Source organism: Baekduia sp., assembly GCF_035685985.1.
Classification (GTDB): domain Bacteria; phylum Actinomycetota; class Thermoleophilia; order Solirubrobacterales; family Solirubrobacteraceae; genus Baekduia.
Window position 1 is genome coordinate 464,545 of sequence record NZ_DASRZV010000024.1, and the last position, 23,260, is coordinate 487,804.

The 23,260-nt window shown below is 75.8% G+C and carries 17 protein-coding genes; 8 read left to right on the forward strand and 9 right to left on the reverse strand.

From position 1 onward, the window contains the following. The first annotated feature begins 4 nt into the window (after window positions 1-4). Window positions 5-3,475, forward strand: coding sequence for a hypothetical protein (locus VFG42_RS14600; RefSeq protein WP_324909467.1), 3,471 nt, complete (start codon window positions 5-7; stop codon window positions 3,473-3,475). A gap of 27 nt (window positions 3,476-3,502) precedes the next feature. Here VFG42_RS14600 and VFG42_RS14605 read toward each other — a convergent pair whose 3' ends face one another. Next, on the reverse strand, window positions 3,503-5,770 hold the full coding sequence (locus VFG42_RS14605; protein ID WP_324909468.1) for a DEAD/DEAH box helicase: 2,268 nt from the start codon (window positions 5,768-5,770) through the stop codon (window positions 3,503-3,505). Between the two features lie 78 nt (window positions 5,771-5,848). Beyond that, window positions 5,849-7,123: an amidohydrolase gene (locus tag VFG42_RS14610; protein WP_324909469.1), complete on the reverse strand. Its 1,275-nt coding sequence runs from the start codon at window positions 7,121-7,123 to the stop codon at window positions 5,849-5,851. An 81-nt stretch (window positions 7,124-7,204) separates the two neighbouring features. On the opposite strand from VFG42_RS14610, the gene VFG42_RS14615 reads away from it, so the two are divergent. Both VFG42_RS14615 and VFG42_RS14620 read left to right on the forward strand, forming a co-directional pair. Further along, the gene (locus tag VFG42_RS14615; RefSeq protein ID WP_324909470.1) at window positions 7,205-7,861 is read left to right on the forward strand and encodes a trimeric intracellular cation channel family protein; all 657 of its coding nucleotides are present in this window, start codon (window positions 7,205-7,207) and stop codon (window positions 7,859-7,861) included. Window positions 7,862-7,966: 105 nt separating this feature from the next. Beyond that, window positions 7,967-8,581: a hypothetical protein gene (locus tag VFG42_RS14620; RefSeq protein ID WP_324909471.1), complete on the forward strand. Its 615-nt coding sequence runs from the start codon at window positions 7,967-7,969 to the stop codon at window positions 8,579-8,581. A gap of 66 nt (window positions 8,582-8,647) precedes the next feature. On the opposite strand, the gene VFG42_RS14625 is transcribed toward VFG42_RS14620, so the two are convergent. Continuing rightward, window positions 8,648-9,271 carry a hypothetical protein gene (locus VFG42_RS14625; RefSeq protein ID WP_324909472.1) on the reverse strand — a complete coding sequence of 208 codons (624 nt, stop codon included), beginning with the start codon at window positions 9,269-9,271 and terminating at the stop codon, window positions 8,648-8,650. Window positions 9,272-9,332: 61 nt separating this feature from the next. Continuing rightward, on the reverse strand, window positions 9,333-11,381 hold the full coding sequence (locus VFG42_RS14630) for a LuxR C-terminal-related transcriptional regulator (RefSeq protein WP_324909473.1): 2,049 nt from the start codon (window positions 11,379-11,381) through the stop codon (window positions 9,333-9,335). A 292-nt stretch (window positions 11,382-11,673) separates the two neighbouring features. Between VFG42_RS14630 and VFG42_RS14635 the strand changes: the two genes are divergently transcribed. After that, entirely contained in the window at window positions 11,674-12,075 is a 402-nt protein-coding gene (locus VFG42_RS14635; protein WP_324909474.1) for a hypothetical protein, read from the forward strand. A 39-nt stretch (window positions 12,076-12,114) separates the two neighbouring features. Beyond that, window positions 12,115-14,025: a glycoside hydrolase family 15 protein gene (locus VFG42_RS14640; protein WP_324909475.1), complete on the forward strand. Its 1,911-nt coding sequence runs from the start codon at window positions 12,115-12,117 to the stop codon at window positions 14,023-14,025. A 40-nt stretch (window positions 14,026-14,065) separates the two neighbouring features. Here VFG42_RS14640 and VFG42_RS14645 read toward each other — a convergent pair whose 3' ends face one another. Further along, the gene (locus VFG42_RS14645; RefSeq protein ID WP_324909476.1) at window positions 14,066-14,560 is read right to left on the reverse strand and encodes a potassium channel family protein; all 495 of its coding nucleotides are present in this window, start codon (window positions 14,558-14,560) and stop codon (window positions 14,066-14,068) included. An 85-nt stretch (window positions 14,561-14,645) separates the two neighbouring features. Here VFG42_RS14645 and VFG42_RS14650 point away from each other — a divergent pair, with 85 nt between their 5' ends. After that, window positions 14,646-16,037 carry a chloride channel protein gene (locus tag VFG42_RS14650; protein WP_324909477.1) on the forward strand — a complete coding sequence of 464 codons (1,392 nt, stop codon included), beginning with the start codon at window positions 14,646-14,648 and terminating at the stop codon, window positions 16,035-16,037. Further along, window positions 16,001-17,383: a glutamate decarboxylase gene (locus VFG42_RS14655; protein ID WP_324909478.1), complete on the forward strand. Its 1,383-nt coding sequence runs from the start codon at window positions 16,001-16,003 to the stop codon at window positions 17,381-17,383. Before VFG42_RS14650 ends, VFG42_RS14655 begins: the two co-directional genes overlap by 37 nt. A gap of 38 nt (window positions 17,384-17,421) precedes the next feature. On the opposite strand, the gene VFG42_RS14660 is transcribed toward VFG42_RS14655, so the two are convergent. From VFG42_RS14660 to VFG42_RS14675, 4 genes are all read right to left on the reverse strand, one after another. Next, on the reverse strand, window positions 17,422-18,885 hold the full coding sequence (locus tag VFG42_RS14660) for a sigma-70 family RNA polymerase sigma factor (protein WP_324909479.1): 1,464 nt from the start codon (window positions 18,883-18,885) through the stop codon (window positions 17,422-17,424). Continuing rightward, a complete protein-coding gene (locus tag VFG42_RS14665; RefSeq protein WP_324909480.1) occupies window positions 18,885-19,163 on the reverse strand; it encodes a hypothetical protein in 279 nt (92 codons plus the stop codon). Before VFG42_RS14665 ends, VFG42_RS14660 begins: the two co-directional genes overlap by 1 nt. Then, complete coding sequence (locus VFG42_RS14670) at window positions 19,160-19,930, reverse strand: hypothetical protein (protein ID WP_324909481.1); 771 nt, start codon at window positions 19,928-19,930, stop codon at window positions 19,160-19,162. Before VFG42_RS14670 ends, VFG42_RS14665 begins: the two co-directional genes overlap by 4 nt. 183 nt (window positions 19,931-20,113) lie before the next feature. Continuing rightward, on the reverse strand, window positions 20,114-22,318 hold the full coding sequence (locus VFG42_RS14675) for a methyl-accepting chemotaxis protein (protein ID WP_324909482.1): 2,205 nt from the start codon (window positions 22,316-22,318) through the stop codon (window positions 20,114-20,116). Between the two features lie 114 nt (window positions 22,319-22,432). Between VFG42_RS14675 and VFG42_RS14680 the strand changes: the two genes are divergently transcribed. Next, on the forward strand, window positions 22,433-23,206 hold the full coding sequence (locus tag VFG42_RS14680) for an intradiol ring-cleavage dioxygenase (RefSeq protein WP_324909483.1): 774 nt from the start codon (window positions 22,433-22,435) through the stop codon (window positions 23,204-23,206). The last annotated feature ends 54 nt before the right edge of the window (window positions 23,207-23,260 follow it).

Genomic DNA, 23,260 nt, shown 5'->3' on the forward strand with positions numbered 1-23,260 from the left:
CCCGATGTCCGCAGCCCAGACCGTCCGCTCGTCCGCGCTCGCCGCGGCCGCGGTCGCGATCCTCGCCGTCCTAGGCGCCGCCACCGCGGCGGCGGCCGACCCGCTCTCCGGCGCCGGCACGCCGGCCTCGCCGTACCTGATCGCCTCCGACGCCGATCTCGCCATGGCGCTCCAGGCGATCAACGCCGACACCGCCCACGCCGGCGCGTCGACCGCGTCCTACAAGCTCACGGCCGACGTCGACCACGCCAACGCCACCTGGACCGGGATCGACTGGTTCAGCGGCACCTTCGACGGCGACGGCCACACGATCAGCAACATCAAGTACGCCCCCGACGCCTTCGTCGCTTCGCTGCCGGGCGGGACCGGCGCGGCGGCGAGCAACCTGGGGTTCTTCCGGGTCCTGGACCGCGCGACGGTCAAGAACCTCACGCTCAAGAACGTCACCGCCACCTCGACGGCCGCCAACGCCTCGGTCGCGGGCGTCTCGGTGTGGAGCTTCGCCTCGACGGTCAGCGGGATCCAGCTGCTCGCCCCGACGATCTCCTCCACCGGCGGCGGGGGCGGCAGCTACGTCGGCGGCCTCGTCGCGTTGGCCTACGCCAACGAGTACGCCAACGCCCAGCTCTTCACGACCGACGGCTCGGCCTCCACGTTCACCGACAACCTGGTGTCCGGCGGCTCGCTGGTCGACGCCAACCGCACCGGCGGCATCGTCGGCATGGCGACCGGGCCGACGACCGTCGCCCACAACTCGGTCGACACGACGCTGAGCAACCCGCTGCACCCGGTCGACGGCACCGGCGGCCAGGCCAACACCTTCTACTACGTCGTCGGCGGCCTGGTCGGCGAGGTCGGCACGACGTACACGGGCGCGGGCGGCGCGCCGGCGGCCGGCGTGGCCATGACCGGCAACGCGATCGCGGGGACGATCAAGGGCTCGGCGGCCGGCCACCGGTCGGCGGGCAGCCTGAACTTCGCCTCCGCGACGGTCGGCTACGCGACGACGGCCGGCTACGTCGGGTCCAGCCCGAGCCCCAGCGCGGGCAACTGGTCGACGGCCAGCAACCTCGTCAGCTCGGACTTCCAGTACATCAACTCGACCGGCGCGGGCCTGCCGGGCGCCGACCCGACGCCGGTCTCGCCGCAGACGCTGAAGACCGAGTCGACCTACGCCGGCACGGCGACCGGCCTGACCGACGCGACCACGAGCGCCACCTACGACGAGCTGGGGTGGGACTTCGGCGGCGGCGGCGCGGTGCGCCCGTGGACCTGGACGGGCACCGCGAGCGACGGCGCGCCGACCCTGCAGGGCGGCGCGGGCCTGGCGGTCGCGCGCACGCGGATCGTCGTGCCGGTCGGCAGCCATCCGAGCGACGCCGCGCTGCTGGCCGACGCGGGCGCGACGACGACGAGGGGGACGGCGACGATCGACACCGGCGACGTGACGTGGTCGGCCGTCGGCTCCTACCCGGCCACGATCGGCGCCGACGGCGCCTACGCCGCGCCGGTCGCCGTCACGATCGTCGTCTACACGCCCGGGACCGTGATCGTCGCCCACCCGACCGCGACGTTCGCCCAGACCTCGACGGCGCCGACCGAGGCGGCCGTGCTCGACGCGCTCGGGGCGATGCTGCCGCCGGGGGCCGCCGGCGCGCCGACCGTCGACCTCACGGGCGCGGTCCCCGGCGACCAGGCCGTGCGGTTCGACCAGATCGGCCGCTACACCGTGACCGTCGGCGACACGGACCCGGCCGACGGCCTGACGCCGACCACGGCCACCGTCGTCATCCAGCGCGCGGGCCGGACCACGATCACGCTGACCGACAGCACCCCGATCCTGCAGGCGACCGCCACGGCGCCCGACCCGTCGGTGGTCCTGCGCGCGCTGGGCGCGGCGGTGGTCAACGGCGACGGGCAGCCGACCGTCGACCTGGCCGGCGCGGTCGCCGGCGACGACGCGGTGGACTTCGCCACGCCCGGCCAGTACCGCGTGACCGTCGGCGACAGCGAGGCGGGCGACCACGCCGATCCGGTGCTCGCCACGCTGCGGATCGTGGCGGTCTCGGTCATCGAGGCGGAGCCGACCGTGTACTTCAACGTCGGCCACCCGCCGACCGCGGCGTCCGTGGTGAGCGCCGCGGGCGCGCGGATCGCCGACGGCAGCGGCCACGCCGTCGCCGGCACGCTGTCGGCGACCGTGCCCGCCGGGTGCGGCAGCGCGGCCGGGAGCTGCACGGCGACGCTCACCGCGACCGACATGTACGGGTTCGACACCGCACCGGTCGACGTGACGGTGCAGGTCTCCGCGGCGGCGGTGGCGGTCGCGCGCGGGACGGCGACGCTCACCGCCACCGGCTCGGCGCCGTCGCAGGCGGCGCTGGTCGACGCGTTCGGCGCGACGGTCAGCGGCAGCACGGCCGGCGGGACGCCGGTCGTCGACACCTCGGCGGTGGACTGGGACGTGCCCGGCACCTACGACGTCACGGTCGGCGACGGCCAGGCCCACGACGCGGCCGACGTCGTCCGCGCGTCGCTGCGGCTCGTGCCGGTGCCGGTCGTCTCGCTGCCGGCCGTGACCGTCTACCTGCCGCTCAGCGCCGCCGACCCGCTCGACGCCGCGACGCTGCTGGCCAACTCGGGCGCGACGCTGACCGACCGCTACGGCAACGCGATCGACGGGACGCTGGGCGCGGACACGTCCGGCGTCAACGGCCGCGTCGCGGGCACCTACGCGGCGACGATCACCGGGACCGACACCCACGGGTTCGCGTCCGCCCCGGTGACCGTGCACGTCGTGGTCTACCTGTCCGGGATGCCGGCCGGGACGGTGTCGATCGTCGGGACCGTCGCGGTCGGCGCGACGCTCACCGCGGACCGCACGGGCTGGGTCGACCTCGCGCCGCCCGCCTACCAGTGGCTGCGCAACGGCGTCCCGATCGCGGGCGCGACCGGCGCCACCTACACGGTGACCGCCGCCGACGCCGGCCAGAGCCTGTCGGTCCTGGTGACCGAGAGCCCGTCCTGGTACGCCGCGCTCGCGGCGACCTCGGCGCCGGTCGCGGTCCCCGCCCTGCCCGCGACGGACCCCGCGCCGCCGGTCGTCGCCCCGGTCCCGCCGGCGGTGGTGCCCACCACGCCGGCGACCACCGCCACGGCCGCGCCGAGGCTCTCGGCGTTGACCTACAGGTCGGGGGCGGTGCGCCTGAAGGTCAAGGTCGCCCGCAAGGGCACGGTGACGATCAGGGTCACGATGCGGTCCGGCGGCAAGACCATCACCTTGGGTACGCGCCGCCTGGCGGTCGCCAAGGCCGGGACCGCCTCGACCACGGTCAAGCTGTCGTCCTCGGCGCGGGCGCGCATCCGGCGCGGCACGCTCCGGACGACCGTGACGGCCACGTTCACGCCGTCGGCCACCGGGGCCAAGGCGGCCTCGGCGCGCAGGGCGCTGACGATCCGGAAGGGGGCGCGCTGAGCGGGCGGCGCCGAGAGCGCTCGACCGTCAGCGCGCGGCGTCGTCGGCCGACAGCCAGTCCAGCAGCTCGTCGAGGACCGCGTCCTGGTCGCCGACGGCGCCGTCGGTGGCGGCGCGGATCAGCTCGCGCTTGCGCTCGATGACGGCGGCGATGCGCTCGTCGATCGTGTCGGCGGCGAGCAGGTACCAGGCGGTGACCGCCTCCTCCTGGCCGATGCGGTGCACGCGGTCCTCGGCCTGGTCGTGGGCCGCGGGCGTCCAGCCCAGCTCGACGAACGCGACGTTGGAGGCGGCGGTCATCGTCAGGCCGACGCCGGCGGCGTCCAGCGAGCAGACGATCAGGCGGCAGGCGTCGTCGGCCTGGAAGCGCTGGACCTCGGCGGCGCGGCCGTCGGCGTCCAACCGCCCGGTCGCGCAGGCGGCGTCCGGGAAGGACGCCAACAACGCGTCGCCGATCTCGCGGTGGCGGGTGAAGACCACCAGCTTCTCGCCGGTCTCGACGAAGTTGGCGATCCACTCGCGCGCGCCGTCGAGCTTGCCGCGGGCCGCCATCAGCGCGAGCTGCGTGATCCGGACCAGCGCCTGGGCGCGGCGGGCACGCTGCTCGGCGTCGCGGCCGCGCTCGCGGATCGCGGCGGCGCGGGCGTCGTCGTCGAGGCCCGCGATCTCGCGCTGGAAGGCCTCGTCGGCCTCGGCCTGCGCCCGGACCCAGCGGGCGACGTCGGCCTGCGCGGCGCGGTACTCGCCGCCGTTGGCGATCGCGACCGGGACGATCACGCGCTGCTTGGCCGGCAGGTGGCGCAGGACGTCGGCCTTGCGGCGGCGGACGAAGCAGGTCCGGCGCAGGCGGCGGTTCAGCGTGTTCAGCTCCTGCCCGCGCGCGTACACGCGCGCGAAGCGGCGGGCGCCGCCGATCTCCTCCAGCCGCCCGAGGATCTTCAGCTGCGGCGCGAGCTCCTCGGGGCGGTTGAGCACCGGCGTGCCGGAGAGCAGCAGGACGATCGCGTCCTCGTCGAGCGCGTCGGCGATCGCGGTCACCGCCTGCGTGCGGCGCGCCGTCGGGGTCTTGCAGAAGTGCGACTCGTCGAGCACGAGCGCGCGCGGCGGCCGCGCGGTCGCGCCGTCGACCAAGGTATGGGTGATCTCGTAGGACGCGACCGAGATGTCGCACGTGCCGACCGCGTCGCCGCCGGACAGCCCGGCGCGCGTGCGGTGCGGCAGCCAGCGCTCCGCCTCGCGCAGCCAGTTGATGCGCAGCGAGGCGGGCGCGACGATCAGCGCCGGGTAGGCGCCGGCGGCCTCCAGCGTCGCCAGCGCCTGGATCGTCTTGCCCAGGCCGGGCTCGTCGGAGAGGAACGTGCGGCGGGCGCGCAGCGCGTAGTCGACCGCCGCTCCCTGGAACGGCCGCAGCGGCGCGGTCAGCCCGTCGACCTCGACGCGTCCCTCCTCGGCCGACGACAGCGCCTCCAGCGCGTCGGCGGTGCCCGCGACGGCGGCCGCCGCGTCGAGCGCGGCCAGCACGGCGTCGCCGCCGTCGCCCCGCAGCTCGGGCCGCGCCTCCAGCAGCGCGCGCAGCCCGCCGTCGCCGTGGATCGAGACCCACCACGAGTCGAAGCTCTTGGTCACGAGGCCCAGCGGCGCCAGCGCCGGCTCGAGGTCCGGGTGGCAGCGCCGGCACAGCCGCAGGCCGACCTCGCCCGCCGCGTTCTCGACGACCGCGACGTCGCAGCGGTGCGCGACGTCGACCACCGCCGCGGTGGACAGCGACGGCTGCTCGTAGCGCCCGACGCGCCGCCGGACCTCGGGCGTGGCGGTCAGCGCGCCGAGCCGGTCCAGCTCGTCGCCCAGCGCCTCCAGCGCCGGCTCGCGCGCGGGGACCCAGAAGCGGTCGAGCACCGGGTCGTGGCGGCGGTCGGGCAGCCGGCCGAGCGCGGCGCGCAGCTCGGGGTCGGGCTCCATCGCGATGACGACGCCCGGCACGCCGGGCTTGTGCTCGCAGAAGTGCGCCACCGCGGTCGCCGCCTCCGGCAGCGCCTCGACGGTCGTCAGCAGCCGTTCGGCCTCGGCGTCCACGTCGATCCACGGGTGCATCGCGACCAGCGCCCGCACGGCCCGCGCGACGACCGGCACGGCCGGCGCGCTCCACGTGTGCGGCTCGCGGATCGGGTCCCGCAGCACGTGGGGCAGCGTCGCCATCGCGCCCGCCAGCCCGTCGCCCGGCACCGTCGTCACCACGAAGTGCGACCCCATCGACTCGGTGCCGACGGTCGCGCCGGGGGACGGGGAGGAGGGCATCGGCAGGTCAGGCTAGTGGGCGACCCGGAAGGCCGCGCGCTGCCCGCCGGCGCCCGCCGCGCCGCCCGCCGGCGCGGCTCAGGACCCGTCCGCGAGCGCGTCCAGCGCGGCGGCGGTCATGGCCTGCACGCCCGTCTCCAGCGTCGGGTGGATGACCGGCGCGAACCGCGGGTTGTGGTTGGTCGGGATGTCCTGGGCGACGCGGTGGGCCTGGACCGCCTTGTTGTAGATGTCGGCGTCGATGCCGCCGACGTACCAGAAGACCGACGGGACGCCCCACTGCGTGCCGAAGGACCCGAAGTCCTCGCTGGCCGAGTAGGGCTCGGCGCGCTCGTGGACGCGGTCGTCGCCGAACTGCCCGCGCAGCGCGGCGGCCACGCGAGCCGTGCGGTCGGGGTCGTTGACCGTCAGCGGGTAGTGCTCGGTCGTCGTGATCTCGGGGGCCTTCGGGGCGCCCGCCGCCGCGGCCTCGGCGTTGACGATGCGCTCGATCGCCTCCAGGACGTGGGCGCGGACGCCCTCGTCGAACGTGCGGACGTTGACCTTGAGCAGCGCCTCGTCGGGGATCACGTTGTCCTTGGTCCCGGCCTGTAGCGCGCCGACCGTGACGACCGCGGCCTGGCCGGCGGCGATCTCGCGCGAGACGATCGTCTGCAGGCGCAGGACGGTCGCGGCGGCCATGACGACCGGGTCGACGCTGGACTCGGGCATCGACCCGTGCGCGCCGCGGCCGAAGAGCCGGACCTCGAGGCTGTCGGCGGCCGCCTGCGTCGTGCCGGGCCGGTAGCCGATCGCGCCCGCCGGCGCGGGCATCACGTGCTGGCCGAGGATCACCTCGGGCCGGGGGAAGCGCTCGAAGAGGCCGTCGTCGATCATCGCCTGGGCGCCCTGGGCGGTCTCCTCGGCGGGCTGGAAGACCGCCATCACCGTGCCGTGCCACGCGTCGCGGGCGCCGGCGAGCAGCGCGGTCGCCCCGGCCAGCCAGGCGACGTGCATGTCGTGCCCGCACGCGTGCATCACCGGGACCTCGTTGCCGTCCGCGTCGGTCGCGGTCGCCGTGCTGGCGTAGGGCAGGCCGGTCGCCTCCTTGACCGGCAGCGCGTCCATGTCGGCGCGCAGCATCACCGTCGGGCCGTCGCCGTTGGCCAGCAGCCCCACGACGCCGGTGCCGCCGACGCCGGTCGTCACGTCGTAGCCCGCGGCCCGGAGGCGGTCGGCGGCCATGGCCGCGGTGCGCTGCTCCTGCATCGACAGCTCCGGGTGCTGGTGGATGTCGCGGTAGAGCCGCTCGAGCTCGGGCGTCAGGGCGTCGAGGCCGGCCAGCGGCGAGGGGCCGGACTTGGGCTGCGTCATGTCTGCCTCCGTTTCGGTCGTGCCCCTGCACTACCCGTTGCGGCGCGACGTCAGGTGCGCCTCGGCGGCATGCTTGTGCGCGTGGACGTCCCGACCGGCTTCGATCCGACCTTCATCCTCGCCCTGAACCTGGCGGGGACGTTCGTCTTCGGCCTCAGCGGCGGCCTGGCCGCGGTCCGCGCCCGGCTCGACCTGTTCGGCGTCGTCGTGCTGTCGGGCGTCGTGGCGCTGGCCGGCGGGATCACGCGCGACCTGCTGATCGGCACGCCCCCGGCGACCTTCCGCGACTGGCGCTACCTGGCGGCCGCCGGCGCGGCCGGGGTCGTGTGCTTCTTCGCGAGCCGCCTGCTCGAGCGCGTGCAGCGCGGCGTCCTGCTCTTCGACGCCCTCGGGCTCGGCCTGTTCTGCGTCACGGGCGCGACGAAGGCGCTGGACTTCGAGATCGGCCCGCTGCCCGCGGTGCTGCTCGGGGCGATCACCGGCATCGGCGGGGGCATGCTGCGCGACGTCCTGCTGCGCGAGGTCCCGACCGTGCTGCGCCACGAGCTGTACGCGATCCCCGCCCTGCTGGGCGCCGCGGTCGTCGTCGCCGCCCAGAGGGCCGACAGCACGAGCCCGGTCTTCCCGGCCCTCGGCGCCGTCGTGTGCGTCGCGCTCCGGCTCATCGGGCTGCGCTACGGCGTGAGCGTCCCGACCGCGCGCGGCCGACCGGACGACGGCGAGGAGCCGGACGGCTGACGGTCACCCCAACGGGATGATGCGGGCCCGCGGCCGCGCGTCGCATCGTGGCTCATCGCGACGGCGACGAAAGACGAGGCGGTCACCGGCGAGGCGCGCTGGCCGATGGCGGGCGCGGTGCTCGCCGCGGTCGTGCTGACGGTGCTGCTGCCCGACGACCTCCGGCTCGGCCCGGTGTGGCTGCTGCCGGCGGTGGAGGCGACCCTGCTGGGGACGATCATCCTCGGCGACCCGGGGCGGATCGATCGGCGCAGCCGGACGCTGCGGGTCATGTCCATCGCCTTGGTCGGCGTGCTGGCCGCGGGCGCGCTGACGGCGACCGGCGAGCTGATCCACCAGCTGATCGTCGGCGGCTCGGTCACGCGGTCGGCCAAGGCGCTGCTCGGCGCGGGCGCCACGGTCTGGAGCGCCAACGCCATCGCCTTCGGGCTGCTGTACTGGGAGGTCGACGGCGGCGGGTCGGCGGCGCGCGCGCACCGCCTGCGCGAGCATCCCGACTTCGCGTTCCCCCAGCAGCTCAACCCCGAGCTGGCGCCGTCGGGGTGGCGGCCGTCGTTCGTGGACTACCTGTACCTGTCGTTCACCAACTGCACCGCGCTGAGCCCGACCGACACGATGCCCTTGGCGCCGTGGGCGAAGCTGGCGATGACGCTGCAGTCGCTGATCTCGCTGTCGATCCTCGGGCTCGTCGTCGCCAACGCGGCCAACCTGTTCAAGTAGCCGCCGCGCCCAGGCGACCGGCGTGGACCGGCGTTGGGGACGTGGACCTCGGGCACGGCGGCGGCGCTACGGCGCCGGGGGTGGCGCGGTGGCGCGCGCCCCGGACACCGCGGTCGCCAGCGTCGCGACCTCGTCGACCGAGGCCGTGCGGCGCTCGACGCACGCGGCGCGCGCGCGGAACGTGTCGACGAGCGTCGCCACCTGCTCGGACGGCGCGAACGACACGAGGGCGGACCCGCCCTCGGGCACGCCCTCGCGCAGCGCCGCCAGGATCGGGGACTCGGCGGGGACGGACCGCAGGTCGTCGACGTGGACGTAGCGGCCGGCGAAGGTGCCGCGCAGCAGCATGCGCCCGTGGCGGCCCGAATGCGCGAACGCCACGTCGTGCAGCCACGGCGGGGTGCCCCACACCTGCTCGCGGACGGCGGCGAAGGCGTCCTCGGCCTCGGTCGGGTGGGAGAAGCCGAGGACCGCGAGCTGCCAGCCCGTGACCGGCGGCTCGGCCTCGGCCTCGACGGCGCCGCTGCCGCTGCCGCTGCCGCCGCCGCGCGCGGCGCGCACGAGCACGAGGACGAGGACGAGCACGGCCGCCAGCGCGAGCACGACCGCGGTCCCGAGCACCCAGCCGCCGGCGTGCCACGGCGACGCCGACCCGGCCGCGGTGGACAGCCTCCATCGTGCGCTGGTCATGGGTCCACCGTGATGCGCCTCTTGAGCGATGACATCCTCCCGACGGGATGATGTGCGAGCCTCACCCGTCGATGAGCCCGACCGCTCGCGCGCGGGTCACGGCGCCCGATCGCGAGGACGCGTCGAGCTTGCGGTAGACCGCGTGCGCCTGGGTCTTGATCGTGTTGGCCGACACGTGCAGTCGCTCGCCGATCTCGCGGAACGAGAGGTGGCTGGGCAGGAAGCCGAGCACGCGCAGCTCCGCGGTGGTCAGCGCGCCGGGCCCGGCCCGCAGCTCGCCGGCGTAGGCGTCGACGCGGGCGGTCGCGTCCCGCGCCCACGCGGTCAGCCCCGCCGCGCCGGGCGTCCGGGCCGCGCACCGCGCCGCCTCGGCGGCGAGCTCGCGCGCGGCGGCCAGGTCGCTCAGCCGCAGCTGGGCCCGGGCCAGCGCCAGCCGGGCCAGCGCCTCGTACCACGGCGCCAGCCGGGCCCGCTCCTCCAGCAGCGCGACCGCCTCGGTCGCGTCGGCCCGCGCCTCGGGCACGCGGCCGCGCAGCGCGCGGGCCAGCGCGGCCACCGCGCAGACCAGCGCCCGCACCGGCGGGTCCGGCAGCCCGCGGCTGTCCAGCCGCGTCCGCGCGCGCTCGGCGAGGATCGCGCCCTCCTCGGCCGCGCCGTCCAGCAGCCGCGGCAGGCCGAGTAGCGCGAGGCACAGCGCCTCGATCGCGGGCATCCCGGTCGCCGCGCGCCGCGCCGCCGCCTCGAGGTCGAGCCGTGCCCCCTCGACGTCGCCCGCCGCCGTCGCCGCCACGCCGCGCAGCAGGCGGCACGCCGGGTGCCAGGGGCTGCCGTCGGGCGTCAGCGCGACGGCCCGCTCGGCCTGGTCGCGCAGCGTCGCGACGTCCACGGCGTCCAGGCAGCCGCGCACCAGCTCCACGGCCGCCGCCAGCGGCGCGCGGGGCGCGCCGTCGAGCCGGTCGAGCGCCCGCGCCGCGGCCGCCGTCCAGCCCTCGGCGCGGTCGCGATCGCCGCGCGCCGTCGCGCTCAGCGCCGCCGCGAGGGCGAGCACCGGCCGGCGCGCGACCTCCGGATCGCCGAGCCGCGCCAGGCGCGCGTCCAGCTCGGCGGCGTGCGCGTCGAACAGCTCGGCCGGCGCCAGCCGCCAGATCAGCGCGGCGACGCGATCCCGCGCCTCGGCGGCGATCGCGTGGTCGACCGCGCGGCGCAGGTCGCCGCGGCGGTCGAAGCACCGGCTGGCACGCCGGTGCAGGGCGCGGGCCTGCGCCGGGTCGTCGCGGCGCAGCTCGGCGCGCAGCATGTCGGCGACGAGCGGATGCAGGCGGAAGTGCTGCTCCTCGCGGTCGGTCGCGCGCAGCGGGGCGGCCGAGCGGGCCAGCGCGTAGAGCACGTGCCCGGAGCCCTCGCGCTCCAGGACCGCGTCGCACAGCGGGCCGGAGAGCGTCTCCAGCACCGAGCCCCGTCGCAGCAGGTCCCGCTCGCCGGGCTCCAGCTCGGCCAGCAGCTCGCTGCGCAGGTAGTCGGCCACGAGCCGATCGGCGCCGGTGAACGCCCGCGCCGCGCGGGAGGGATCCTCCGCGCCGGCGATCGCCAGGCCGGCCAGCCGCAGCCCGCACGGCCAGCCCTCGGTCCGCGCCATCAGCGCCGCGATCGCGCCCGCGTCCAGTGACAGCCCCTCAGCGCTCAGCAGCGCCGCGGCCTCGTGGTGGGTCAGCGCCAGCTCCTCGGCGCCGAGCTCCAGGACCGACCAGGCCGCGCGCAGCCGGCCGACCGGCGCGGGCGGCGCGCAGCGCGACGAGACGACGACCGTGACCGTGGCGGGCAGGTCGTGCTCGGCGGCCTCCAGCGCCCGGGCGGCGAGCGCGCCGCCGGCGGCGTCGGCGTCGTCGACGACCAGCAGCGCCCGCGCGGTCGTCCCGCGCAGCGCGGCGACGGCGTCGGCGAGCTCGCGCGCCGCCGCGGCCGCCCTCCCGCGGCGGCGGTCGACGGCGATCCGGCGCGCCGGGCGCGGGTCGGCCGCCAGCCACGCCTCCAACAGCGCGGTCTTGCCGTAGCCGGCGGGCGCCGACAGGACGACCGCGCGGTCGTCGGTCGTCGCGACGAGCCGGCGCACGAGCCGGACGCGCGGCTCCGCCCGTCCGGACGCCGGCGCTCGTCCGCCCTCCAGGACCGCGACGCGTGGCGGCGGTGGATCGGCAGCGCGTGAGCGCAGGGCTCCGGGCGGTCCGGGCACGTGCACACCTCCGAGGGCGGCAGGTTCAGGGTGCGCACCGGACGATCCCGGCCGAAACGCCGCAAGGGCAAGGAGGCCCGCCCACCTCCACGGTGAGGCACGCACCACTGTTCCACGTTCATCCCGATGAGGTGAAGCCGCGCCTCGGACCCGGCGCCACGATCGGGTCACGATGTCCTCACACGCTCCGATGAGCTTCAACCGGACGCCGCTCAGCGCCAACGTGCCGTCGACGCCGGGCGACGACTCGACGCACTGGTTCGGGTGGTTCTGGTTCGTCTCGTCCCAGATCTGGCCCCGCGTCTTCATCCTGGCCTTCTGGATCTTCGGCCACGGCTGGGTGCGCGACTCCTTCGACGGCCACTGGGCGATCCCGATCGTCGGGTTCTTCGTCGCGCCGTACACGACCATGACCTGGCCCTTGATGTGGGGCCTGACCTCCAACGGGGTCCACGGGCTGGAGTGGGTCGCGATCGGCGTCGCCGCCCTGCTCGACCTCGCCACCTGGATCGAGGGCGGGCAGCTGATCGGCGGGCTGGTGGCCGACGCGCGCCGCCGGGGTTCACCCCGATGAGGTGATGACCGGCCGACGGCCGGGTCGCAGCATCGGCCCATGGCCACCGCCGCGACGCCCAACGGGGCGACCGAGGCCGCGCCCGCGCCCCAGAGCGCCGCCGCGCCGTCGCCGTTCCCGCCCATCGCCGAGTACGCGTTCCTCTCCAACTGCCACACGGGCGCGCTCGTCGCCCCCGACGGCGCGGTCGACTGGCTGTGCGTGCCGAGCTTCGACGCCCCGAGCGTGTTCGGCACGCTCCTGGACCGCGGCGCCGGGTCGTTCCGCCTCGGCCCGTACGGCATCAACGTGCCGTCCGGCCGCGCCTACGAGCCGGGCACGAACACGCTGCTGACGACCTGGCACGCGCCGGGCGGCTGGCTCGTGGTGCGCGACGCGCTGACGATGGGCCCGCGCCGTCACGAGGACGCGATCACCCCGCACACGCGGCCGCCGACCGACGAGGACGCCGAGCACATGCTCGTGCGCACGGTCGAGTGCCTCGACGGCGACGTCGAGGTCGAGATGGTCTGCGAGCCGGTCTTCGACTACGGCCGCGTGCCCGCCCAGTGGTCGCTGGCCGAGGGCCGCCATCGCGCCGACGCCACCGGCACCGGCCAGACGCTGCGCCTGACGACCGACATGGCGCTGGGGGTCGAGGGCGACCGCGTGCGCGCGCGGCACGTGCTGCGCTCCGGCGAGCGCGTGTTCTGCGCGCTGTCGTGGGCCGAGCAGCTCGCGGCGCCGACCGACCTCGAGGACGCGCACGAGCGGCTGGAGAGCACGATGCGGTTCTGGCGCGCCTGGCTGGAGCGCGCCCGGATCCCCGACCACACCTGGCGGACGCACATCCAGCGCTCGGCGCTGGCGATCAAGGGCCTCACCTACATGCCGACCGGCGCGACGGTCGCGGCGGGCACGACGTCGCTGCCCGAGACGCCCGGCGGCGCGCGCAACTGGGACTACCGCTTCACCTGGATCCGCGACTCGACGTTCACGCTGCAGGCGCTGCACTACCTCAACCTGGACTGGGAGGCCGACGAGTTCATGCAGTTCATCGGCGACCTCGGGCTCAACGAGGACGGGTCGCTGCAGATCATGTACGGGATCGACGGCCGCCGCGACCTGACCGAGAGCACGCGCGACGACCTCACCGGCTACGCCGGGGCCCAGCCGGTGCGGATCGGCAACGGCGCCTTCGACCAGAAGCAGAACGACGTCTTCGGCGCCGCGCTGGACTCGATCCTGCTGCACACCCGCCGCAGCGGGCGCCTCCCGCGCCGGCTGTGGCCGGTCGTCGAGGCGCAGGCGGCGTGCGCGATCGAGGTCTGGCGCGAGCCCGACCAGGGCATCTGGGAGGCGCGCGGCGCCCCGCAGCACTACGTCTCCAGCAAGTTGATGTGCTGGGTCGCGCTCGACCGCGCGACGAAGCTCGCCCACATCTGGGGCGAGCCGCGGATCGGCGAGAAGTGGCAGGCGGTCGCCGACGAGATCAAGGCCGACATCTTGGAGCACGGCGTCACCGCCGACGGCGTGCTGCGCCAGCACTACGCGACCGACGCGCTGGACGCCTCGACGCTGCTGGCCGCGCTGTTCGGCTTCCTGCCCGGCGACGACCCACGGATCCGGGCCACCGTGCTGGCGATCGAGCACGACCTCACCGAGGCGGGCTTCGTGCTGCGCTACCGCACGGGCGAGACCGACGACGGCATGGAGGGCAAGGAGGGCACGTTCCTGATCTGCTCGTTCTGGCTGGTCTCGGCGCTGGCGATCGTCGGCGCCGAGCAGCGGGCGCGCGACCTGATGGAGCGGCTGCTGCGCGTCGCGTCGCCGATGGGCCTGTACGCCGAGGAGTTCGACGCCGACACCGGGCGCTTCCTGGGCAACTTCCCGCAGGCGTTCTCGCACCTGGCGCTGATCGAGGCCGCCGGCCGGATCATCCTCGCCGAGCGCACCGCGGAGCTGCAGTGAGCGAGCACGACGGCCACCGCCCGCGCGCGCCGCTCAGGGGCTAACCGCCGTCGCGCGACCCGAGCCGGCCCTCGATCGCGCGCAGGCGCTCGAGGATCTCGGCCAGCTGCGCGTCGCGGTCGACGGCCCGGCGGCCGCGCATCCGCTCGACCTCGGCCTCGCGCCGCTCCTGGTCGGCGGCGATGAAGTAGGAGGTGATGGCCGCGGTGAGCATCGCCAGGAACGTCACGCCCAGCACGATCACGACGCTGCCGACGGCGCGCCCCCACGTGGAGTGGGGGACGACGTCTCCGTAGCCGACGGTCGACAGCGTCTGCAGCGCCCACCAGAACGCGTCGCCGACCGTCGGGAAGTCGCGGCGGTCGACCGCCCACACGAGCACCGCGGCGCCGGCCGAGAGCACGATCGTCGCCATCGCCAGGTAGCGGAAGGCGTGGCGGGTGGCGATGGCGTGCTCGGCCCGGCGCTCGAACTTCGACCGGCGGCGCGCGCGCAGCCCCCGCGTGCCGCGCTCGTTCGTCGTCTCGGTCCCCACGGCCCGATCGTCGTGCACGGGCCCGCACGCGGCGTCATCCCGACCGGGTGACGACGACCGGGGCCCGATCCGCTGTGGTGGGCCCATGCCCGATCCGGGAACGCTGCTGCGCAGTCGGGCGTACGTGCGGCTGCTGGCGCTCGCGGCCGTCATCGGCGCGCCGATCTCCGCGCTGGCCTACGGCTACCTGAAGGTCGTCCAGCAGGCGCAGCGCGGGATCTTCCAGCACCTGCCCGGGACGCTGGGCTTCGGGTCGGTGCCCGCCTGGTGGCCGCTGCCGTGGCTGGCGCTGAGCGGCGCGCTCACCGCGCTGGCGATCGCGCGGCTGCCCGGCACCGGCGGCCACTCCCCGGCCGACGGCTTCCATCCCGCGGGCACGGTGGCGCCGATCGACCTGCCCGGCATCCTGCTCGCGTCGCTGGCCACGCTGTGCCTCGGCGCGGTGCTCGGCCCGGAGGCACCGCTGGTCCTGCTCGGCTCGGGCCTCGGCGCGCTGGCGACCCGGCTGGTCGCGCGCGATGCGCCCGACCAGGCCGTGGCGGCGATCGCGGCGGCGGGCAGCTTCGCGGCGATCGGCGCGCTGATGGGCTCGCCGCTGCTGGCCGCGTTCCTGCTGCTGGAGGCCGCCGGGCTCGGGGGCGCGATGGTCGGCGTCGTGCTGCTGCCCGGGCTGCTGGCCGCCGGGATCGGCTCGCTGGTGTTCGTGGGGTTGAACTCGCTGACCGGCTTCGGCGAGCTGTCGCTGGCGCTCCCCGACCTGCCGCCGATCGGCCATCCGACCGCCACGTGGTTCTTGTACGCCTTCGGGTTCGGCCTGCTGCTGCCGGTGGCCGGGGTGGCGATCTTCGCCGCCGCCAAGGCGGTTCGCGCGCACGCGCGACGCCGGATGTCGCTCGCCCTGCCGCTGCTCGGCCTGCTGATCGGCGGCCTCGCCGTCGGCTTCGGCCAGGTCACCGGCAGGCCCGCGACCGACGTGCTGTTCTCGGGGCAGACGGCGCTCCCGGGCCTGGTCGGCGGCGCGTCGAGCTGGTCGGTCGGCGCGCTGTGCGCGCTGCTGGCCGCCAAGGGCATCGCCTACGCCCTGTCGCTGAGCGGCTTCCGCGGCGGCCCGATCTTCCCCGCCATGTACCTCGGGGCCGCGGCGGGCATCCTCGCCTCGCGCCTGCCCGGGCTGCCGCTGGTCCCGGCCGTGGCGATGGGGATCGGCGCGATGTCGGCGACGATGCTCGGCCTGCCGCTGACCTCGGCGCTGCTGGCCACCGTCCTGCTCGGCGCCGACGGGACCGACGTGCTGCCGGTCGTGATCGTCGCGGTCGTCGTCAGCCACGTCGCGACCGCGCACCTGACGCCGCGCGCCGAGCCCGCGCCGGCCTCGCCGGGCGCCGCGCATCCTCCGATCGGGGTGATGCGGGCACCGCGCCCGCCGTCTTCCATGGGCGGATGCGCACCTCCGGCGTCGACCATCCCGCCTCGCTGATCTCCTCGTCGCTCGTCCGCGACGCGGAGGCCGCGACCCTGCCGCGCCATCGGCTCCGCGACACCGGCACCGGCAGCGGGGTCGCCTTCGACCTCATCACCAACGAGCTGATGCTGGACGGCAGCGCGCGGCTGAACCTCGCGACGTTCGTCACCACCTGGATGCCGCCGAAGGCCGCGGAGCTGTTGGCCGCGACGGCGGACAAGAACATGATCGACAAGGACGAGTACCCGCAGACCGCCGAGCTGGAGAAGCGCTGCGTCAACATCCTCGGCGACCTGTGGAACGCGCCCGGCGAGGGCGACGCCGTCGGGACGTCGACGACCGGCTCCAGCGAGGCCGCGATGCTCGGCGGGATGGCGCTGAAGTGGCGCTGGCGCGCCCGGCGCCGCGCGGAGGGCAAGTCCACCGACAAGCCCAACCTCGTCATGGGCGCCAACGTCCAGGTCTGCTGGGACAAGTTCTGCCGCTACTGGGACGTCGAGCCGCGGCTGGTGCCGATGGAGGGCGAGCGCTTCCACCTCGACGCCGAGCACGCCGTCGCGGCCTGCGACGAGAACACGATCGGCGTCGTGGCGATCCTCGGGTCGACGTTCGACGGCAGCTACGAGCCGGTCGCCGAGATCGCCGCCGGCCTCGACGACCTCGCGCTGAGGACCGGCCTCGACGTCCCGATCCACGTCGACGCCGCGTCCGGCGGCTTCGTCGCGCCGTTCATCCAGCCCGACGTCGTGTGGGACTTCCGCCTGCCGCGCGTGCAGTCGATCAACGCCTCGGGGCACAAGTACGGGCTCGTGTACCCGGGCGTCGGCTGGGCGCTGTGGCGCGACGCCGACGCGCTGCCCGAGGACCTCGTCTTCCGCGTGAACTACCTCGGCGGCGAGATGCCGACGTTCGCGCTGAACTTCTCGCGGCCGGGCGGCGAGGTCGTCGTGCAGTACTACATGTTCCTCAGCCTCGGGCGCGAGGGCTACACGGCCGTGCAGGCGGCGTCCAGCGCCGTGGCCCGCCACCTCGCCGCCGAGATCGCCGAGATCGGCCCGTACCGGACGCTCACCGACGGCAGCGAGCTGCCGGTCTTCGCGTTCACGTTGAAGCCCGAGGTCATCAACTACACGGTCTTCGACGTCTCCGAGCGGCTGCGCGAGCGCGGCTGGCTGGTCCCGGCCTACACGTTCCCCGAGAACCGCGAGGACCTCTCGGTCCTGCGCATGGTCGTCCGCGCGGGCATGACCCACGACATGGCCGAGCTGCTGCTCGACGACCTGCGCGGGCAGACCGCGGTGCTCGAGCGCCACGGCGCGGTGGACCGCGAGGCCGCGGGCCGCAAGGCGTTCGCGCACTGAGCAGCGGGCGCGGCGCGCGCGCCGCGGGCGGCGGCGGCTCAGCAGACGCCGGCCGCCGGCAGCCACCCGCGCGCGCCCGCGTCGGTGCGGACCGCCACCCAGCCGTCGCGGCGCCGCTGGAGCGCCAGCGGCTGGCCGCGGAAGACCGAGCCGACCGTCGGACCCTTCGGCGCCGAGCGCAGGTAGATCCGCGCGCGGCAGACGTGGCGCAGCCGCGTGGGCGCGGCGGCCGTGAACGCCGCGGCGGGCCCGGCCAGCAGCGAGCCGCGCGCGTCCGGGACGCGGCAGACGACGCCGAGGTGCACGATCCCGCCGGCGGGCCGCGGCGAGGCCGCGAGGACGATCGTCGCGCGGCGGCTCGTGCCCGGCGGGGTGTCGGGATCCAGGCCGCGCGCCGGCCCGCCGCGTCCCGGCACGACGCCGGCCACGGCCATCCCGGCCGGGCAGTCCAGCGCGACGCGGCGGGCGACGCGCGGCGCGTCCTCCGGCAGGCGGACGTCGCGCAGGACGAGCGCGGTGCGCGCGGGCAGCGGCGCGCCGACGGCCAGCGCGCCGCCCGGCAGGACCGGGCTGCGCAGCGCCACCGGCGCGGGGTCGCCGGTCCGCAGGACGTGCGGCGCGAGCTCGATCGCGCCGCCGGTCAGCGCGGCGCCCGCCGCGACGACCGTCACGGTCTTGGCCGCCGAGCCACCGCCCGCCGACGACATGATGGCCTTGAACGTCAGCGCGGCCGCCAGCAGCACCGGCGCCGGCGCCAGGAGGTGCAGCGCGCCGCGGATCCGCTGCAGCTCGGCGCGGTACGCGCGGCACGCCGCGCAGCCGGCCAGGTGCCGGTAGGTCCGCGCGCTCGCGCGGCGGCGGGCGTCGTGGGCGCGCAGGAGGTCGTCGCGCACGTCCAGGCAGGACGCGGCGCGGGCCTCGGCGGTCCGGACCAGGTTCTCGCGCGCGCGGAAGACGAGGTTGCGCGAGGCCTGGACGCTGACGCCCAGCTCGCGGGCGACGTCCTCGTGCGAGCGGCCCTCGAGCTCGCGGCCGAGGATCGCGGCGCGCTGCGCGGCGGGCAGCGCGGCCAGGTCGCCCAGGACGTCGCGCGCCTGCTCGCGCGTGGAGATCAGCTCGGCCGGCCCGGGGCCGGGCGCCGCCGGCTCGGCGGCCGGCTGCAGGTCGTCGAGCGAGGCGAGCTCGCGGCGCCCGCGCGACAGCTCGTCCAGGCAGCCGTTGCGCACGACGCGGTACAGCCACGCGCGCAGCGCCATCGGCCGGTCGTCGCGCAGCAGCGTGCGGTGGGTGCGCAGCAGCGCGTCCTGGACGACGTCCTCGGCGGCGGAGCGCTCGGGGCCGAGCACGCGGGCGGCGAACCCGACCAGGCGCGGCTCGTAGCGCTCGCAGATCAGGGCGAACGCGTCCTCGTCGCCGGCGCGGACGGCCGTCACGAGGTCGTGGTCGGTGAGCAGGCGGCGGCGCCGGCGGTACACGGTCGCGGTGGAGGGGAGGGCGGCCATCAGCAGAGGTGCCTGGCGCGCATCCAGCCGCGCGGGCCGAACGTGGTGCGCACGCGCACCCAGACCCGCCCGCTCGCCCAGCGCAGCGGGATCACGCGGTCGTCGCGGGTGACCTCGCCGACCGGGATCCCGTTCGGCGTCTCGTAGAGCGTCGCCCGCGAGACGCAGACGGCGCGGCCCTGCGCGGCCTGGGCGGTGTCGGTGCCCGCGCCCGCGGCCACCGCGGCCGCCACGCAGGGCAGCGCGGCGGCCGCGCGCAGGCGGCGGCTGGTGATCACTTCTTGTGGCCGCCGGCGTGGCGGCGCGCGGCGGCGCGCCGGTGGGAGGCCTTCTTGGTGGCCTTGCTCGTCTTCTTGCGCGTGGCCGACGCCGACCGGTCGACCGCCGCGCCGGGATGGTCGGCCAGGCGCAGCAGCGCGTTGCTCGTCACGGTTCGCGGCAGGTCCTCGCTGACCACGAGCCTGCGGGTCTGGAGCACGCGGCCGTCGGTGGACCGGACGGTGCGCACGAGCGGCTCGTAGGTGTCGCGGTCGACGACGACCTCGCTGCGGGTGTCGCGGTCGCCGGTGGCCGTCGGCGTCGAGCGCAGGACGAGCGCGGCGTGCCCGGAGACCTCGGTCTCGCCGGCGGGCGCCAGGTGCCCGGCCGCGACCTCGGCGCGGATCGTCCGCTCCTGCGTGGCCCGCGACGAGTAGGCGTTGTTGTCGGGGAAGGTCAGCGTGCCGCCGAAGATCCGGTTCTCCGGCGCCAGCCACGTCGTGAAGCGGCCGTCGCGGTAGACGGTCTCCTGCCGGAGGCGGCCGTCGATCGCGTACACGATGCGGGTCGCGTCGCTGCCCTGCCAGATCTCCGTGCGCGCCTGGCCGCGGCGGCCCGGGTCCGGTGACAGCGACTGGTCGCCCTCCCAGACGGTGTGCTCGATGACGTTCTGGGCGACGGGCACGGGCGGCGTCGTGGTGCCGGCGTGCGCGGGCGCGGCGGCCGCCGTGACGGCGAGGCCGGCGAGCGCGGCGGGTGCGAGGTGGCGGAGGAGCGGGTGGGGCATGGCGGTTCCCTTCGTCGATGTGCGGGGCGGCCGCGTCGGCGACCGGTCCGTTAACCGCGGCGCGGCGTCGGCGTCCCGGAGTTTGGTCGCCGGGCCCGAGCACCCGCGGCCCGAAGGATCCGCCGGCCGCCGCGCGCCCGCATCGGGGAGATCCCCAAGCGGCGCGCGGAGGCCCGGAGGCGATCAGAGCCGGAAGGCCGCGATCGCCTCGCGCAGCTCGGCGGCGGTGCGCGCGAGCTCCTGGGCAGAGGCCGCGACCTGCTCGGTCGAGGCCGACGTCTGCTGCGTGGAGGCCGACACCTGCTCGGACGCGGCCGAGGAGTCCTCGGCGACGCCCGCGATCTCGGCGACCTCCTCCTGCACGCGCGCCAGCTCGCCGACGACGCGGTCGGCGGCGTCGGCGATCGCGCCGACCTGCTCGGTGACCTCCGAGACGGCGGTGCCGATCGACGCGAACGCCGCGGCGGCCTGCTCGACGGTCGCCGTGCCGGCGCCGGTCTGCTCCGCGCCGTGCTCGACGGCGCGGACCGCGCGGCCCGTGCCCTCCTGCATCTCGGAGATCAGCGCGGAGATCGACGACGCGGCCGACGAGGACTCCTCGGCGAGCTTGCGGACCTCCTCGGCGACGACGGCGAAGCCGCGGCCCTGCTCGCCGGCGCGCGCGGCCTCGATGGCGGCGTTCAAGGCCAACAGGTTGGTCTGCTCGGCGATGCCGGAGATCGAGGCGACGATCCCGCCGATCTCCTCCGACTTGCCGGCCAGCTCGCGGATCGCCGACGTCGCGTCGCCGGAGGCGTCGCGGACGGCGGCCATCGCGTCGGTCGCGGCGGTGGCGGCGGCGACGCCCTCGGAGACGACCTCGGCCGTGCGGTCGGCCGCGGCGGCCGTGGCCTGGGCGACGTCGGCGCTGTCGCGCACCGCGTCGCCGACCGTGTCGGTGCGACGGCGCGTCTCGGCCACCATCTTGACCTGGCGCTCGGCGCCGTGGGCGACGCCCTCGACCGCCGTGGCGATCTCCTGGACGGCGCGACCGGTCTGCTCGGCCGTCGAGGACATCTCCTGCGAGGCGCTGTTGAGCTGGTCGGCGCTGCGGGCGACGCCGCCGATCATCTCCGACAGCGCGCCGCGCGTGCGCTCGTAGGCGCGCAGCGACTCGCCGGTGTTGGCGATGGCCTCGTTGAGCGCGTGGCCGGCGCGGGCGATCTCGTCGGCGCCGTGGACCTCCAGCGGCTCGGTCGTCGGCTCGACGGACCGCGTCAGGTCGCCGGTGGCCATCGCGCCCATGCCGTCGCTCAGCGCGGCGACGTCGACCGTGGACAGCTGCTCCAGGCGCGTCACGAACCCGCCGATCGGGCGCGTCAGGCGGCGCGCGACGAGGACGACCGCGCCGACGAGCACGAGCAGCGCGATGACCGCGACGAGCAGCAGGCGGTCGCGCAGCGACGTGACCGCGGCGTAGACCTCGCTCTTGGGCGCGACCGTGATGTAGCCCCAGCCGCCGGTCTTGACCGGCGCCCAGGAGACGATCGCGCGGCGGCCCGGGTGGAACGGGTCGTCGGCCTCGACCTGGCCGCCGCGGTGGGCCTTGACGGCCGCGGCGATGCGGGTGAGCATCGGCGCCTTCAGCGCGGTGGCCTGCTGGGCCAGCGTCGAGCGGCCGACGAGCTTGGCGTCGGGCGCCGAGGCGAACGTGCCGTTGTTGGACACGATCATCGCGTAGCCCGACTTCAGGACCTTGGTCTTGGCGGTGGCGGCGTTGAGCGCGTTGAGCGCGATGTCGGCGGCGCCGACGCCGGTGAAGTGGCCGTGGCGCAGGATCGGGAACACGTACGACGTCATCAACGTGCCGTCGTAGATGTAGGGCTGCACGACGAACGACTTCTTGGTGGCCTTGGGGACGTCGTAGTACGAGTTGCCGTCGATCTCGTCGACCGCGGTCAGGTTCAGCGCGCCGTCGGCGCCGTAGGCGACGTAGGGCGAGAAGCGCCCGGACTTCGTCTGGCCCTCGGCGCCGGCGAGGGCGGCGTCGCGGCCGTCGAACGCGTTGGGCTCCCACTGCGTCCAGAAGCCGAGCAGGTCCGGGTGCGCGACGGCGACGCTGTGCAGCATCCGCTCGGCCTCGGCGCGGTCGCCGTCCCGGTAGGAGGCGAACGTCGCGGCGATGTTCTTGGCCGTGTCGGACGCCTCGCCGAACTTGGCGTTGGCGCTCTCGGCGTTGCGGCGGGTCAGCTCGGTGAGGTGCGCGGACTCCGACTTGCGCTGGGCGTCGGAGGCCTTGTTGATGGCCAGCAACGTCATCGCCGCGATGGCCACGACGGCGATCGGGACGATGGTGAGGACGAGCTTGAGGCGCAGCGAGCGCACGGGCGGCAGACCGAGGCGGAGCATAGACGGGGTAGTCGGTCCCGGGATGGAGACTTTGAGACCCGCCGTCCGCGCGACCCAGGCGATCCCCGAGCCGCTCCCAGCGGTTTCCCAGCGTGGGGGTGGAGGGTGCCCGCCATGGGACATGACGACCACGGTGAAGGGCTGCACGAGGACCTCGTCCGGCTGGCCTCGCGCCGCGACGCGCTGAAGCTGTTCGGCGCGGGCGGGGCGGCGACGATCCTCTCGGCGCTGGGCGCGGGCGCCGCGCTCGCCAGGACGCCGACGGGCACGGTGCCGACCGAGACGGCCGGGCCGTACCCGGGCGACGGGTCCAACGGGCCCGACGTGCTCGACGACTCGGGGATCGTGCGCCACGACATCCGGCGCAGCTTCGGCGACCGGCGGACGCTCGCCACCGGCGTGCCGCTGCGCGTGAACCTCACGGTGACCGACGCGGCCAAGGGCTACCGGCCGCTCTCGGGCCTGGCCGTCTACCTGTGGCACTGCGACCGGCTCGGGCGCTACTCCATGTACTCGCAGGCGATCGCCGACGAGAACTACCTGCGCGGCATCGCCAGGACCGACGCCGACGGCCGGGCGTGGTTTCGCACGATCTTCCCCGGCTGCTACTCCGGCCGCTGGCCGCACATCCACTTCGAGGTGTACGCGTCGGTCGCCAAGGCGGTGGCCAACGGGCCGATCGTCAAGACCTCGCAGATCGCGCTGCCCGCCGCGGCGTGCAAGAAGGTGTACGCCGCGACGCGCTACTCCGGCAGCGCGGCCAACCTGGCGCGGACGTCGCTGTCCTCGGACATGGTCTTCGGCGACGACCGGGCGATCCACCAGCTGGCGACCATGACCGGCAGCGCCGAGCAGGGCTTCGTGGCGAACCTGACGATCGGGATCTGACGCGGTCGGCCCGCGGCGCCGGGCGGCGGGTGGCCGAACGCGGCGCGTCGGGAC